Origin of the sequence: Ammoniphilus resinae (genome assembly GCF_017873965.1) — a bacterium.
GTDB classification, from domain to species: Bacteria; Bacillota; Bacilli; order Aneurinibacillales; family RAOX-1; genus Ammoniphilus_A; species Ammoniphilus_A resinae.
This window is the reverse complement of the sequence record NZ_JAGGKT010000002.1, coordinates 1-13,705: the sequence shown is the minus strand read 5'-3', so window position 1 is coordinate 13,705 and position 13,705 is coordinate 1. Positions and strand designations below refer to the sequence as shown.

Genomic DNA, 13,705 nt, shown 5'->3' with positions numbered 1-13,705 from the left:
ATACTTTCCTATGCGGAAAAAAATGATAGATTTGTCTATGCTTCCTGTCCAATCAACTTCTTTTCGATAGACATAACATAAATAAGAAAGGAGGGAAACAATATGAACAGCAAAAAACTTGAAAGAAGAATTAGGAGATTCATAGAAGGGGAACTCAGCGCTCTCGGTCTAAACAGCCAAAGAATCAACAACATCCAAAGAGCCGTGAACCAAATGAATTCCGTTCAATCCAACGGTCAGTTCCTATCCAATATCCAAAGAAACCTGACGCAAGTAGAAAACAACCTACGCTCGATGAATTTGGATAGCCAAACGCAAGCGGATATCCAGAATCTACTAAACAGAGTAAGGACAATGCTCCAATCTACTGATCCAGCAACGATTTCCAGGGTTGTTGAAGAATTTAGAAGCAATCGATTCGGAGGACAAAATCGCAGCCAATGGGTTGACTCTATCAGATCCCACATGAAGAAGCTTTAAACAATAGATTCAAGAAAATTGGGGGTTTCCATACATTGGCCAGCCCCCCTTTCCTATTTTTATAGAAAGGAGTTTGTGTCATGCTCCCCAAAGTCAGTATACTAATCCCTACTCGTAACCGCCCCATCTGGTTTGAACAAGCCTTAAATAGCGTTTTAAATCAGACCTATAAGAACATTGAAATTATCATCTGTGATAATAGTGATGACGATCGAACGAGGGAAATTGTTGAAAGATCAAAGAAAAACCACCCCTTCCAGATAAAATATATAAAAAATGCTAAAAATATTGGACCTATTGCCAACCAACAAAAATGCTTGGAACTAGCAACAGGCGAGTATATTAATTACCTGATGGATGATGATCTCTTCGCTCCAACCAAAATAGAAAAGATGATAGATTGTTTTCTTCATAACAAAGACATCGTCCTTGTTACTTCTTCCAGACAGATCTTAGATAAGAACGAACAACCCAGAGAGATTTATCGATCCTTCCACGAGAACAAGCTCATTGATGGAATAAAACTTGGAAATCAGATTCTTCGCCGAGGTCAAAATTTCATCGGGGAACCTTCCACTGTATTGTTTAGAAAAAAAGCTTTAAAGGAACCCTTCGGCGTTTTTAAGGGGGTCCGGGCTGAATACAGTGTGGATTTAGCCACCTGGTTGAATTTGTTATCCAGAGGAAAAGCCGTCTATCTTGTAGAAACCCTCAGCTATTTTCGTAAACACTCCAGCCAACTTTCGAAACATCCTCTAGGCAAAATTTTTCGCACCATTGATTGGTTGAACCTTATTAAACATGCTTCGCAAAAGGGATTTTTAAAAGGAACCAAAGGGAGGATGCAGGATCAGAAAAAGGAGAAATTATCAAAATTACAGCTAGATCTAAGCCAGTACCAACTGAATCGAATCCTTCATAATCAGTCGATGAAGCATACTTTTCGAAGACTTGGTGAACTTCAAGATGCATTACCACCACCCCATAGCAGACGAATGAATCGTAAAGCACGGGAGAACCTCTGGAGACTGCAAGCCAAATTAGGTTTAGAAAAGCAAAACATCTCCCAGGTTAGGGGGATTCTCAGAAGACTTGAGTCACATTTCAAATCCATCCTTCAGACACAAGCTCAATCGTTAGGCAAAGATGAACGGAAAAAGGTCCGTAAACTTTTGGAAAATAAGCGCCAAGTTAACCTAGAACAAATGTTTAAAATGTTAAGGAAAATGAACCGCTCTTAAAATTGAATCAGTTCAACAAAAATAGACCGCAATAGTTAATAACTTAAGCGCGGTCTATTCTTAGGTCTATGAAATTTATTTCTTTTTCGATTTTCTTTTTTTCGATAAGACGTTATTTCTACAAGCTAGACAATCACGAAAACAACGCTGACTACCCCCAAATACCTCATTACAAATATTAGCGCAGAATCTCCGGCAACTTGGGAAAATTTGTTTTGTCTTGGCTGTGTTTTTATATTTCAAGATATAAGCACCTCCTTGCAAATGACTTACATTACTATATTAAAAGGAGGTATAAAATGGCACGGCGAATCTATTAAATCAGATGTCCAACCCTAAGATCAGCTTTCTTTTTTATTTTTAAAAATGCAATAAACAGAATAAAATAGAACACCAAATCCTAAAATCATAGATAGACTAAACAATACCCATATAATATTCACCTGCAAGTCACTAGGACCGTTTCCGATTGGACCCACTTTGGGGGCAAAAAAATGATGAAGCTTCCAAAAAGAATAAATAATAAATAAGATGGATGCTGCTAAATTGACATAGTGCTTCTTCATACTTTTAATCTCCGTTATTTGGTAATCAACGGGAAATAGCTACGTTGACCACGGCATATTTTTCCTTATTATACCATAAGGTTATCCGTATGACTTTTTGGGAATGATTTCCGTTTCGATGGGGAAATTAGAATAGGAGGTGTTTGTTATGCTGCAAGACGATCAAAAACCGAAACTAAGCCCCGTACAAGTACTGCGATGTACCAGTCCTGGGTGCAAGGCGTGGGTTCGCGAAGAAATGGCTTCCGGGAAAGATATGAGCTGTCCCCTTTGTAATGGGGCCATGATCAGAAGCTTCAAACACTTGCCTGAACTCATTACCAAGATCAAAAGACAGAAAAAGAAGGACAACGGTAATGAATCTGTAACACACTAATGTCGTTTACTTTGGGGGCCGGTCCATGGGATCTGCCTCATTTTCTCAAAGGGTGACGCTGGCATGCTTATACCCCCATTTGTTAGGTGTAGTTTTTACACCTATTCCCAAAAAGAAGCATAAATGGACAAAATAGAGGTAGAAATTCCACCTAACCCAAATTGTGAGTGCCTTCTTATGGTGTTTTATTGAAATAAGAGATTTTTCTCCCCCTATTTCACCCATTATGTGGTGATTGTTTAAAATAGGTGGAGATTCTCCCTTTATCACTTAGGAGGACTTCCCAGTAACGGAAAGTTTTTCCGTTATTTCTGATCGTAATCCATATTGGAATCAAATAACGGAAAAAATTTCCGTTACCCACACCTGCAAACGTTTGCAACATACTGAAAAGATTCCTTAACGGAAAAGTTTTCCGCTATTTCACCTGTTTTATCAAGATTTTTGGTAATAGCGGAAAGTTTTTCCGTTATGCACCAAGAAGCTTAATTAGATCCTGCTTTTTCTAGTACTGAACCCTCTTGCTCCTCCGATTCTTCCCATCCTTTGCAAACATCTACCCATTCCTTCGCAAATGAATACTGAAACAATTCATCGTTGGTCAATTCTATGGCTGAATTGATACTTCCGCAGGCAGGAAAAAGGGTCTCAAATCGTTTCATGGAAACGTCCAAATAGGTAGAGAGTTGATTTTCTAAGCCAAATGGACACACCCCTCCGATCGCATGGCCGGTTTGCTCTAATACCTCTTCTGGTGACAGCATCCGTGCTTTGAATCCAAAGGTTTGCCGAAACTTCTTATTATCAATCTTGGCATCGCCCGCTGCGACGATTAATATCGCCTTTCCATCTTCACTTCTGAAAGATAAGGTCTTTGCAATTCGCGCGGGAATAACCCCAATCGTTTCTGCAGCCTCAGCCACTGTAGCGCTTGACGTGGCAAATTCCATAATATCCTTTTCGCGATCCCATTGTTTGAAATGGGCCTTCACACTTTCTAGTGACATCTCATTCATCCCTTCTATTTTTATCAATAAATGTAACATAATTTCCATGATCTTTCATCTCTGGTAAGATAACGTTAGTAAGGTAAACTAAGCAAAAAGAGGTGAACCTGCCGTGAAAGTAGTGAGCGCTTGTTTAATGGGGTGCCAATGCCGTTATGACAAAAAGGGTAATTACATTCAGGAAATTGAAGGTCTTGTGCGCAATGGAAAGGCGATTCCTGTTTGCCCTGAACAGTTAGGCGGCCTGTCCACACCCCGAAATCCAGCAGAAATTGTGGGCGGGAATGGATTCGACGTGTTAGATGGGAAAGCAAAAGTGATCGACAATCAGGGAAATGATGTCACGAAGCAATTTATCGATGGCGCCCACCAGGCTCTGAAAATCGCCCAAACCGTTGGAGCAACGGAGGCCATTTTAAAAGAAAGAAGCCCCTCTTGCGGCAGCCACATGATTTATGATGGCACCTACTCCAAAAGCAAAAAGGAAGGGGTTGGTGTAACCGCCGCCTTGTTCATCCGAAATGGGATCTCCGTTACTTCTGAGGAGCAGATTGAGGCCTAATTTCTCCCATGCCTGTCAGAATTATGCTTGGTTTCTAATAGGTTCTGCGCCGTTTCAGACTCGCGAATTTTTGGTACTTAGCTAAAATAGGGTATAGGGTCCGCTCTATTTTGTGATGGACCCAGGAGACCTTATGTGGTTTAAACGCCCTTTCGAGCCCGCGCCTGTCCCCTATCAGTTCACAAACTTTTATATATTGCAATCAAATGATGCTTCACGCAGGGTTAAAGATAGTGAAGAAAGGTATCGTCGTTTAGTGATCCTATCCCCTGACCCTATTGTGATTCTTCCAATTTTCTGGTTCCGAACCACAGGAGCTTATTGGAAGTGCCGATAAAGCACTATATTTAGCGAAACAAAAAGGAAGACATAAATATGAGGTTTTTAGAAACAAGGGGTCTAACGGAGCTGACCCCTTGTTTCTATTACATGTCAGCAAAAAAGAGGCTAGCTCATCATACAGGCCCAACCTCTTTGGTGAAGAAAATTTATTAAATATATAACAAAGTAATCACGAGCAACTCATATAAAACCAATGTCAGGATAAGATCCTCATCCCATTGCCTTCCATATCCTTGCATGGCAGGAACCGTTAAGTAAACGTGCCTCCTGTCTACATTGACCACGACTCCTTCATAAATCTGCCCATCAACCGTTTGAATTCTTACACGCTGGTTAATCACGCCCCTGCTAGCGTTGTATGCTTGCTCTCTAATTGTTTTCAAAGCGTTAACCATTGACGGATTCACTTGATAAACAACTCGTGTTTGAACTGGCATAGTGGGTTTTCATCCACCTCTCCTTGGGAATTGGAATATACCATTTCAATATACGTACCTATTTCCCAAAAGATTGGATATATAACCACATCTAAAATTTTTGGGCATAGCTCCTATTCGAGCTTCTTCCTCCCCCGAAACCCTTCATGCACGCCATGGTAATATTCAATCTGATCCTCCCCTTGTTTCCAGCAAAGCAGAACTTCTTCGCCATTGATCAAAGCGGGAAAATCGACTAAACCCTGATCAATATCCTTCAATTGAACACCGTGGGCATATAAATTATTCACATGCATGTTCGCCTGTATCTCAAGGAATTCCATCTGACTTTCCAATTCAAAAGCCCCTTCTCTATCGTACATTGTACGCAGTTCCACATATTTTTCCTGAAACTCATTTTGCAGCTGTTGCAGATGATCAAGCTCTTCTTTAACCATGGGAAGAAGCGCCTCCGCTTCGGCAAGCGTAAAGTATTTTTCCGACAAAAGATTAACCCCCAGACAGTAAGAGAATATCTTATTCCATTATGAAGAAAGCCTTCCCGGAATACAATTGCCAAGCTCTAAAAAAACCGCTCCTGTCAGGAACGGCTACTTCTCAAGCTTTTTATCATGATTCTCGCTCAACAATTTAGCATCAATTTCACTAGAAAACTCAACGTCTAAGTTGGTTTGATCTGGTTCACTGTTGTTCTCTATATGATTGCGGACAAAGGTTTCGAAGTTACGATGGGTGTGATCAGCTTTTGAGGTTCGGCTCATGGAAAATCCTCCTTAGGTTTATTCTTCAACCAGTTATAAGGTAGAAATATCGATCACAAATCGGTAGCGCACATCACTACGAAGAACACGCTCGTACGCTTCGTTGACTTGGTCAGCAACCTTTCTTGTTAAAACGAATAATTCATCTGCACATTTGTAGATTTTCCCATTTCGTTATGCGTATTCTTATGGATTGTAAAGTTTTCCACAAATGGCGCAAGGATCAACATTTTTGCGACCAATCTCTAAGCTTCAATCCCTCGAACCATCTCGATTAAGGATTCAGCCAGGGTCGGGTGCACCGGTATAATTTCTAGAAAGTCGTCTACGGTTAGCTTCCCTTTCATCGCAACCGTTACCAGATGAATTAATTCATCTGCATCCTGCCCAACAAAATGCGCACCGACCAATTGCCTGGTTTTCTTATCAACGATCACTTTCATTTGCCCTTCTGTTTCCCCCAGGAGGATGGCCGTGCCTGAGAGTGCATAAGGGAGTTTTCCAACCGCCACATCCAACCCTTCATTTCGGGCCTCTTCTTCAGTTAACCCTACGCTTCCAATCGGGGGATGTGTAAACACTGCCCGTGTCATATAACGATAGTCCGGTTTCACACGATTTCCCTTTAGTGCGTTGCGAACAGCAACTTTTGCTTGATGTGCCGCGATCGGGGTAAACATATAGCCTCCAATCGAATCACCCGCTGCATAAATCCGTTCCGCTGTGGTCTGCAGGTAATCATTCACTTGGATTCCACGTGGAGAGTACTCAACCCCTGCAGCTGATAAATTTAACCCCTCTACCGCAGGCTTCCGGCCTGTGGCAATCAGGACAACCTCTGCCTCAATCTGCGATTCACCTTCTGGCCCGTTGATATGCACGGTTCGGAGTTGACCCTGCTTTTCGATTTTGGTTACATGACAGCGAAATTTCATGTCGATGCCCATTTTTTGAGAGATGTCTTCTATTACACGAGACGTTTCGTGATCCTCGCCTTTTAGTACCCGTTCCCCTCTTTGCAGCAAGGTCACTTTCGTTCCGGCACTTGCAAAAATATGCGCGAACTCCATCCCAATGATTCCTCCCCCAATGACGACCATACTTTTAGGGAGTTGTTCCATAAACAATAATTCCTTACTTGTAATACCGTGTTCGACCCCTTCAAAAGGTGGAAGGATCGACTCGGATCCCACGCCAATCAAAAATCGATTGGCTTCATACGTTTCCTCGCCTACACGAATCGCCTGCGGGGAAACAAACTCGGCCTGTCCCATCGCAAGGTCCACACCCATTTTTTGGAGGTAGGGGCCTTTCCCTCCAACGAATTTACCAATGATGTTATTTTTTCGTTGGACCACTTCTGACCAATTTAACTGTGGTGATTGGACGAGTATGCCAAAGTCAGAAACCCTTTTAATGCTGTTCCAAATATTCATAGACCTTACCAAGGCCTTTTTGGGCATTCATCCCCAGTTTAAACAGGTCCCTCCTACCTTTTCTTTTTCCACCAAAAGCACACTAGCACCCAAACTACGCGCTTCCCTCAAGCCATCGAAACCAACCGTTCCTGCCCCGATAATAATCATGTCGTAGTGTTTCTTCATACATTCACTTCCTCCTTTATTTCCACAGTTATCTTCTACCTAGTTTTTTGCTTTTCTCCTAAGAAAAGAAGGGGCCTTTCGCTCCTTAAATTCTGGTTGGGGTTCCGGTGGTTTCGTCCGCTCGATTCGTTCAGCCTTAAACGATCTCAGCAGCGCAAAGGTCATCATGATGAGGATAATTCCCAAGGGGAAGGCACTGACAATGATCGCTGCTTGAAATCCCTGTAACCCACCGGATAACATTAATATCACAGCAGAGGCGGATAAAATTAATCCTAAAATGTACTTCACGTAATTAGGAGGATTTAAACTTCCGTGTGTCGCCTGCATTCCTAAGACAAAAGTGGCGGAGTCGGCGGAAGTAATAAAAAAGGTACTAATCAAAAAGAGTGTAATAATCGCTAATCCGATACTAAACGGGAGATGCTGATAGACATAAAACAAGGCCGTTTCTAATGTTTGACCGGAAACATTTAAACCTAAGTTGTACTCCATAAAAATCCCCGTTCCGCCAAATACGGTAAACCATAGGGCACAAACAACGCTGGGAACGATGAGAACAGCCAAGATAAACTCCCGTACTGTCCTCCCTTTGGAGACGCGGGCAATGAAAGTTCCAACGAATGGTGCCCAGGCAATCCACCAAGCCCAGTAAAATATCGTCCAGTTTTGGAACCAGTTTGCCGCCTCTGAATTAAAGGGAGCTAACCTTAAGCCCAAAACAAATAAATTTTGCACATATTCTCCAAAGGTCGTAGTGAACAAATTCAACAAAAAGATAGTTGGACCTAAAAATAGTAAGAGGATAAATAATCCAACCGCTAAAACCATATTAGCATTGCTTAGGTATTTAATCCCCCGTTTGACTCCTGTTCCAGCAGATAAAAGGAACAGAACGGTTACTACAGCAATAATGATTAACTGTACGGTGAAATTATTAGGAATTCCTGTCAGATAGCTCAAGCCACTATTGATTTGTGAAGCACCTAGTCCTAATGATGCCGCCACACCAAAAATAGTTGCGATCACAGCAATCAGGTCGATGACCGTGCCAACTGGCCCTTTCGTTTTTTCCCCTAATAGAGGATATAGCGTTGCACTCATTAAACCCGGGTACCCTTTGCGAAACTTAAAATAGGCAAGTGCCAACGCAATAATCGAATAAATAGCCCAAGCATGCAAGCCCCAATGTAGAAAGGTGTATCTCATAGCTAACTTTGCTGCTTCACTGGTTCCCCCCGTCCCAAAAGGTGGATTGGCAAAATGGGAAATCGGTTCCGATACTCCGAAAAATAGCAATCCAATCCCCATCCCGGCACTGAAAAGCATGGCAAACCAAGTCGGACGACTAAAATCTGGCTTGTCCTCATCTTTACCGAGTTTAATTCTTCCATAACGACTAAAAATGAGAAAGATCGCAAAAAAGAGGAAAAAAGTGGCCGTAAGCTGATAAAACCATCCAAAACGCTGCAAGAAAAACGCCTGAATCCCACTCATGACAGAGATTAATTGATCTGGTGCCATGGCTCCCCATAAAACAAAGATTGCAGATATGATGATGGAGATCCAAAAGACTGCTGAAACGTTTTTCATTCACACATCCCCCTTTTTAATACAGTGTTTGTATTTTGTGGAGGAGTATGTATTCCTTAGCAAAGTTTGCTGATCTTAGGAAAGGATTTATCAAGGGGGAGTTTTTTACTGATCTCCCCCAAATCAAATTCTATTCATCCCTAAGAACCAAATATCGCGACATTCTGATTAACTAAAGTAAACCGATTATTTCTCCAACCTAAAGTATTTAACACATAACCTAGTGCATCTGCATTGTACCTTCCCGCTATTTTTTGATAAGCCAACAGCTCAAATACGCCATTCGAATCAAAATCCACCGGATATAAACCACTTAAAGGATTCACAAACCCTTGGATCGGATTCTTCAGTTTGCCATTTGGATCATAGATTTCATTTAGATAGTCAGCACCCCTATTGGAAATGTCGATAATATACTTCTGATTGTTAAGTAAACTTGTCACTTCCACTTTGTAGTTGTCTAAATAAGTAACCTGGTACTGGTATTGCCCGTTATACACATTAAAATCAAAAAGTAACCGGGGGGTATTGTTCAAATAGGAATAAATGTAATGATACATGATCCCCCCACTACCGCCTGACGTGATGCTGATTAAAATATCTTCAACACCATCTCCGGTAAAATCCCCCAAAAATAAAGTAGGGTTGTAACCTGCATTTTCCTGAAGTGGGGTACTCATATATCTCCCCGTTCTTCCATCCTGAACAACAAGGGTAATATTTTGTGTAAATGGACTGTCTGGTGTCTTGGTTCCCGTTAAAAAGACATGGTCCGGTATTCGATCCCCATTGACATCTCCCGTTGCAGAGGCAACAATACTCGGTTGCTGTCGGTTAGCCCTGAAATCATAAGAATAATAATACATAAAGTGCTCCTTTTCGTGATCATTTTTGCTATTATCCTATGGGCTAATTGGAATATTGCTACACATCATGCTTGATCGGTATCCTGGTTCATTCCTAACTTTTTTCCCTAGTACAATGGTTCAGAACCTCACTAAGCAAATGCCCAGTGCATACGATGAAGTATTAAGTTCAACAAAAGAAGGGAGTCTTTTTCGCAAATGCCTGAAAAGAAACACTTCACTGTTCAAGAAGTCCCCCCACAATGTCCTCTGCCCTATTGTGCAACACGTGACGACATTGCCCCATTATTTGAGACAGATGGATATTATAATGGAGAAAGCAAAACGTTCAACCTTTCAAATTATAGTGGAAAATGGGTCATTTTATTTTTCTATTCTAGCGATTTCACTTTCGTTTGACCTACCGAATTAGCGGCGGTCGCTGCTATTTATCCGGAGTTTCAAAAACTTGGCGTCGAAATTTTAGCTATTAGCACCGATAGTATATATTCCCACAAAGTATTTAAGGACGTATCCCCTTCTGCCAGAACCATTCCTTACCCACTGCTTTCAGATCGAAATTTACAAATATCTAAAGCATACCGGGTTCTCGATCAAAAAGCCGGGGCTGCCTTTCGTGCGACGATCTTTATTGACCCTGAAGGAATAATTGCATCTAAATTAATTTATCCAAAAGAAGTCGGCCGGAATGCGTACGAGATCTTGCGGTTAATGCAAGGAATCCTGTTCGGAAGAAGTACAGGTCTTGGTGTGCCAGCGAATTGGGTTCCTGGCATGCCTGGATTAAAAAGGGATATCAAACAGGCAGGAACGATCTAACACGCGTTCGTCCCATGGATTAAGTGAAGATTTTTTCCTTATTTTTAAAAACAGCAGTTAAAAAGGAAAAATAAGTGGAGCATTTCCGCTTATTTCCATTTAAAGGTGCTGTTTTTGTTTATGTTGAAGTACTGGGATTGCTTCACCAGACGTTTGGTTGCAACCCCCAAAGACGCTTCCTTTACGTTCCTGGTAAAAGAATAGAGAATTCTGTCCCGATACCCTTTTCGCTGTGTACGCGAACTTTTCCTTTTAATGATTGGATAATTTGGAAACTAACCATCATCCCCAATCCTGTCCCGCTTTCTTTTAATGAATAATATGGAGACCCAAGACTGTCCACCTGCTCTTTTGTCATACCAATTCCTTCATCTTTAATCTTAATCTCAACAAATCCGTCTTCCGTCTTTCTACAAGTGATCCAAACAGTGCCACCCTCTGGCATCGATTCGATGGCATTTTTTAAGATGTTAATCATACACTGTTTTAATTTTTGCGGATTCGCATCGATCCAACAGTTATCACTTAGATTCGCTTCTATTATAACGTTTTGGTGCATCGAATAAGCTTTAATAATATTAATCACTCGGCGTACTTCCGTGCACACCTCTACTTTTTTATGATCGCTGGTTGATGGTTTGCCAAATGACAATAAATCATTAATGACGTCATTGGCGCGATCTAATTCTTCAATGGAGATCTGGATATAATCCTTCTTTTTATCCCATGAACCAGGCTCTTTTAGAAGCTGCAAAAAACCGCGCGTAACCTGCATCGGATTTCTTATTTCATGAGCAAATACACTTGTTAGTTCACTAATCAGCCGTGATTTTTCGGCATCTTCAATTTCTAATCGCAATTGATAGATCTCCCGAATATTTTCATTAAGAGTAGTAAATAACCAGGTGGAAAATAAAACGAACAGAAAATGAATGGTTTGTATTTGAATATTCATGGATGCAAATCCCCTAAGAATACAAAGCCAGAAAACGCCTACCAAACAGTAATAAAAGGAAAGAAAAATGGCTATTTTAACCCTTTTGTTTCTTTTGGCAAGCTCAAAAGATTTTTGGAAATACAGGATAACAGGGATGGCAACCAACAAAGTAAGGAACGTATTTAAAAATCCTAAATCCAGTCCGGAATAGAGTCGATAAAGGATCACGATAAAGGAAAGAAAGATCCCTGTTTTCCATCCACAGTACAATGTCCCCAGCAATAAAGGGATGATTCGGATGTCTAAACGGTACTCACCGCCAACATCCAATGGAAAGGACATACATAATAGAATAGAAAATCCCCAAAATGCTGATTTTACCAAGAGATCGTGGTTCTTATTTTTTAAATGCCCCTTAAAAAAAAGATGGTAAGAAAACATAGGAACTGCTATAAGAGAAAGTTGTAATAGAAAGTCCTTAATTTCATTCATCTTTCTGCCCTTCCATATTCATTGTTTAAAAAATTGTAAATTATTAACGTTTAGAAAACATCTTTATTATACCAATTGTGTGTTCGTTAATTAAAGCACCTATCTGCTAAAAGTGTTTACTTGAATGTTCGTTTTCAATCCCTTAAAAAAGAGCCTGTATGTAACAGACTCCAACGTTTTTCTCCACCTATTCCTTATCACCTTTTTCCATTTTTCCTCATCATCCACGATCGAACATCATCATCTTTTACCGGATGAACGAATAGATACTTCCCTTCCTTGTAGGCTTCTTTTAAATCTTTTATAGTTAGTTTTGGCCGCCAACGATTATATTTCGCAAAGGATCGAGGGTATTCTTTCATTTTTGCGCCGAGCTTATGTGCGAAGGTAGGGAAAATCATCTCCCCTAAACATTCGACCGGACTTGATGAAAATAGATTTTCCATTTCGCTATCATTTATATTATCGAGTATTTTTTCCACCATTGATTTTCTATAGCCTTGAAAGGGATTGGATGTCCGGCAGAAATAGTTTGTTCCAAAGAAGGGTTGCCATCTCTCCCAATCTTTAATCATCAAGATCGATGCAGGAGCGTCGGGTTTATCTTTGCGTGGATTGAATTTGCTCCAACTCTGTCCGATGAAGTCGCTGCCCCTCATTACATTTTTCAGAAATGGAGTAAATCCGGGGTTGAGAAACATCGTATCTGCTTCCAAGTAGACCAAAAAATCATATTTTATTTTTTCTTCTTTAAGCCATCTGGTAACATCATATAGTACCCGCCCGGTTTTTCTACTTTCTAAAGGACGGCTATAAGGGCATAACTTTACATTCCTATATTTCAGGCTAGCTTTCTTGCCGAACTCAGGATCTTTGCCGCCATTGTATAAAATAATTAAAGAATTCTTCACCATTTGGTTAATATTTTTTATTTGATCATGTACAGCTTTTTCATTTTCATGGGCCACCAATGAAAAACAGATCATAGTCATCACCACCTCTATCTATTGGACTTTAACAGACCTGCTGGCCATTCAATCTTAAACCTCCCAAACTTAATCACACTTTCTTTTCTTTTATTTCGTTAAATAAAGTAAGAGCACGTGCTACCGCCTGATCCATGTTGTAGTATTTGTAATCTGCCAGTCGCCCAGCAAAAAGAACACGACTCTTGATTTGCTCAGCTTCTTGTAGATAGAGTTGGTAGTGTTGGCGATTTTCTGCGCGGGGTATCGGGTAATAGGGGTCCGTTTTTCCGTGAATATACGGTTGGGGATAGACGTAAGTAATCGTGGTATGTTGTTACTGACGCGCTATAATGCCCGTAAATTGACGGTTTTAAATGACCTTAATTTGACGGGCATCTTGACCAGAAGGGAGGTGGGAAATCCACCTCCCTTCTAAAGCTCTATTTCAACCTTGTACGTTTCTTTTCGATGCAAATGGAATCTTAAATCTTTCATTACCACATACCACTGACGATCCCATTCTACCCGACAAAGGACACTGCTTGCTCCGAAACAGAGGGTAAGCGTCAAACTGGACGCACATCCAAAATCTAAATAATATCTGTCATAATAATTCCCAGGAGGTGCTATTATGGCAGAAGTTACTAGAAAATT

The 13,705-nt window shown here is 40.8% G+C and carries 18 protein-coding genes and 1 pseudogene; 5 read left to right on the top strand and 14 right to left on the bottom strand.

Going from position 1 to position 13,705, the window contains the following annotated elements; genetic code table 11:
* Positions 1-102 precede the first annotated feature (102 nt).
* Together J2Z37_RS04015 and J2Z37_RS04010 are read left to right on the top strand one after the other, a co-directional pair.
* Positions 103-480, top strand: coding sequence for a hypothetical protein (locus tag J2Z37_RS04015; protein WP_209808944.1), 378 nt, complete (start codon positions 103-105; stop codon positions 478-480).
* Between the two features lie 80 nt (positions 481-560).
* Positions 561-1,721: a glycosyltransferase family 2 protein gene (locus J2Z37_RS04010; protein WP_209808943.1), complete on the top strand. Its 1,161-nt coding sequence runs from the start codon at positions 561-563 to the stop codon at positions 1,719-1,721.
* A 341-nt stretch (positions 1,722-2,062) separates the two neighbouring features.
* Here J2Z37_RS04010 and J2Z37_RS04005 read toward each other — a convergent pair whose 3' ends face one another.
* Positions 2,063-2,287 (bottom strand): hypothetical protein, encoded by a 225-nt coding sequence (locus J2Z37_RS04005; protein ID WP_209808942.1) that lies wholly within the window; start codon positions 2,285-2,287, stop codon positions 2,063-2,065.
* A 148-nt stretch (positions 2,288-2,435) separates the two neighbouring features.
* Here J2Z37_RS04005 and J2Z37_RS04000 point away from each other — a divergent pair, with 148 nt between their 5' ends.
* Complete coding sequence (locus J2Z37_RS04000; protein ID WP_209808941.1) at positions 2,436-2,663, top strand: cold-inducible protein YdjO-related protein; 228 nt, start codon at positions 2,436-2,438, stop codon at positions 2,661-2,663.
* A gap of 485 nt (positions 2,664-3,148) precedes the next feature.
* On the opposite strand, the gene J2Z37_RS03995 is transcribed toward J2Z37_RS04000, so the two are convergent.
* Complete coding sequence (locus J2Z37_RS03995; protein ID WP_209809511.1) at positions 3,149-3,670, bottom strand: YbaK/EbsC family protein; 522 nt, start codon at positions 3,668-3,670, stop codon at positions 3,149-3,151.
* Between the two features lie 112 nt (positions 3,671-3,782).
* Between J2Z37_RS03995 and J2Z37_RS03990 the strand changes: the two genes are divergently transcribed.
* Positions 3,783-4,232 (top strand): 2-thiouracil desulfurase family protein, encoded by a 450-nt coding sequence (locus J2Z37_RS03990; RefSeq protein ID WP_209808940.1) that lies wholly within the window; start codon positions 3,783-3,785, stop codon positions 4,230-4,232.
* Between the two features lie 491 nt (positions 4,233-4,723).
* Here the strand turns inward: J2Z37_RS03990 and J2Z37_RS03985 are convergent, their stop codons facing one another.
* The 8 genes and pseudogenes from J2Z37_RS03985 to J2Z37_RS03955 form a co-directional block, all read right to left on the bottom strand.
* Positions 4,724-5,011, bottom strand: coding sequence for an acetyl-CoA acetyltransferase (locus J2Z37_RS03985; RefSeq protein WP_209808939.1), 288 nt, complete (start codon positions 5,009-5,011; stop codon positions 4,724-4,726).
* A gap of 113 nt (positions 5,012-5,124) precedes the next feature.
* The gene (locus J2Z37_RS03980; protein WP_209808938.1) at positions 5,125-5,496 is read right to left on the bottom strand and encodes a DUF2203 domain-containing protein; all 372 of its coding nucleotides are present in this window, start codon (positions 5,494-5,496) and stop codon (positions 5,125-5,127) included.
* Positions 5,497-5,601: 105 nt separating this feature from the next.
* Positions 5,602-5,772 carry a hypothetical protein gene (locus J2Z37_RS03975; protein WP_209808937.1) on the bottom strand — a complete coding sequence of 57 codons (171 nt, stop codon included), beginning with the start codon at positions 5,770-5,772 and terminating at the stop codon, positions 5,602-5,604.
* Between the two features lie 33 nt (positions 5,773-5,805).
* A pseudogene (locus J2Z37_RS25415) lies at positions 5,806-5,889 on the bottom strand (hypothetical protein); the annotation flags it as partial.
* A 128-nt stretch (positions 5,890-6,017) separates the two neighbouring features.
* On the bottom strand, positions 6,018-7,208 hold the full coding sequence (locus J2Z37_RS03970) for a dihydrolipoyl dehydrogenase family protein (RefSeq protein ID WP_209808936.1): 1,191 nt from the start codon (positions 7,206-7,208) through the stop codon (positions 6,018-6,020).
* 27 nt (positions 7,209-7,235) lie between these two features.
* Positions 7,236-7,376 (bottom strand): hypothetical protein, encoded by a 141-nt coding sequence (locus J2Z37_RS03965; RefSeq protein ID WP_209808935.1) that lies wholly within the window; start codon positions 7,374-7,376, stop codon positions 7,236-7,238.
* 39 nt (positions 7,377-7,415) lie between these two features.
* Positions 7,416-8,969 (bottom strand): glycine betaine uptake BCCT transporter, encoded by a 1,554-nt coding sequence (locus J2Z37_RS03960; RefSeq protein ID WP_209808934.1) that lies wholly within the window; start codon positions 8,967-8,969, stop codon positions 7,416-7,418.
* Positions 8,970-9,109: 140 nt separating this feature from the next.
* Positions 9,110-9,835: a cytidine/deoxycytidylate deaminase family protein gene (locus tag J2Z37_RS03955; protein WP_209808933.1), complete on the bottom strand. Its 726-nt coding sequence runs from the start codon at positions 9,833-9,835 to the stop codon at positions 9,110-9,112.
* Positions 9,836-10,033: 198 nt separating this feature from the next.
* On the opposite strand from J2Z37_RS03955, the gene J2Z37_RS25410 reads away from it, so the two are divergent.
* Complete coding sequence (locus tag J2Z37_RS25410) at positions 10,034-10,654, top strand: peroxiredoxin (protein WP_245203574.1); 621 nt, start codon at positions 10,034-10,036, stop codon at positions 10,652-10,654.
* A gap of 181 nt (positions 10,655-10,835) precedes the next feature.
* Here the strand turns inward: J2Z37_RS25410 and J2Z37_RS03940 are convergent, their stop codons facing one another.
* The 4 genes from J2Z37_RS03940 to J2Z37_RS03925 all read right to left on the bottom strand — a co-directional run.
* Positions 10,836-12,032 carry an ATP-binding protein gene (locus J2Z37_RS03940; RefSeq protein WP_280922167.1) on the bottom strand — a complete coding sequence of 399 codons (1,197 nt, stop codon included), beginning with the start codon at positions 12,030-12,032 and terminating at the stop codon, positions 10,836-10,838.
* Positions 12,033-12,280: 248 nt separating this feature from the next.
* Positions 12,281-13,069: a hypothetical protein gene (locus tag J2Z37_RS03935; RefSeq protein WP_209808930.1), complete on the bottom strand. Its 789-nt coding sequence runs from the start codon at positions 13,067-13,069 to the stop codon at positions 12,281-12,283.
* A 73-nt stretch (positions 13,070-13,142) separates the two neighbouring features.
* Positions 13,143-13,373 (bottom strand): UDP-galactopyranose mutase, encoded by a 231-nt coding sequence (locus tag J2Z37_RS03930; protein WP_209809509.1) that lies wholly within the window; start codon positions 13,371-13,373, stop codon positions 13,143-13,145.
* Between the two features lie 110 nt (positions 13,374-13,483).
* Positions 13,484-13,705: DUF5348 domain-containing protein (locus J2Z37_RS03925; RefSeq protein WP_209808929.1), on the bottom strand; the 222-nt coding region annotated here is incomplete at its 5' end.

Bases quoted from the DNA above. Each gene is read 5' to 3' on its own strand.
- J2Z37_RS04015 (WP_209808944.1), top strand. From the start codon at position 103: ATGAACAGCAAAAAACTTGAAAGAAGAATTAGGAGATTCATAGAAGGG.
- J2Z37_RS04010 (WP_209808943.1), top strand. From the start codon at position 561: ATGCTCCCCAAAGTCAGTATACTAATCCCTACTCGTAACCGCCCCATC.
- J2Z37_RS04005 (WP_209808942.1), bottom strand. From the start codon at position 2,287: ATGAAGAAGCACTATGTCAATTTAGCAGCATCCATCTTATTTATTATT.
- J2Z37_RS04000 (WP_209808941.1), top strand. From the start codon at position 2,436: ATGCTGCAAGACGATCAAAAACCGAAACTAAGCCCCGTACAAGTACTG.
- J2Z37_RS03995 (WP_209809511.1), bottom strand. From the start codon at position 3,670: ATGTCACTAGAAAGTGTGAAGGCCCATTTCAAACAATGGGATCGCGAA.
- J2Z37_RS03985 (WP_209808939.1), bottom strand. From the start codon at position 5,011: ATGCCAGTTCAAACACGAGTTGTTTATCAAGTGAATCCGTCAATGGTT.
- J2Z37_RS03975 (WP_209808937.1), bottom strand. From the start codon at position 5,772: ATGAGCCGAACCTCAAAAGCTGATCACACCCATCGTAACTTCGAAACC.
- J2Z37_RS03970 (WP_209808936.1), bottom strand. From the start codon at position 7,208: ATGAATATTTGGAACAGCATTAAAAGGGTTTCTGACTTTGGCATACTC.
- J2Z37_RS03965 (WP_209808935.1), bottom strand. From the start codon at position 7,376: ATGAAGAAACACTACGACATGATTATTATCGGGGCAGGAACGGTTGGT.
- J2Z37_RS03960 (WP_209808934.1), bottom strand. From the start codon at position 8,969: ATGAAAAACGTTTCAGCAGTCTTTTGGATCTCCATCATCATATCTGCA.
- J2Z37_RS03955 (WP_209808933.1), bottom strand. From the start codon at position 9,835: ATGTATTATTATTCTTATGATTTCAGGGCTAACCGACAGCAACCGAGT.
- J2Z37_RS03940 (WP_280922167.1), bottom strand. From the start codon at position 12,032: ATGTTTTCTTACCATCTTTTTTTTAAGGGGCATTTAAAAAATAAGAAC.
- J2Z37_RS03935 (WP_209808930.1), bottom strand. From the start codon at position 13,069: ATGATCTGTTTTTCATTGGTGGCCCATGAAAATGAAAAAGCTGTACAT.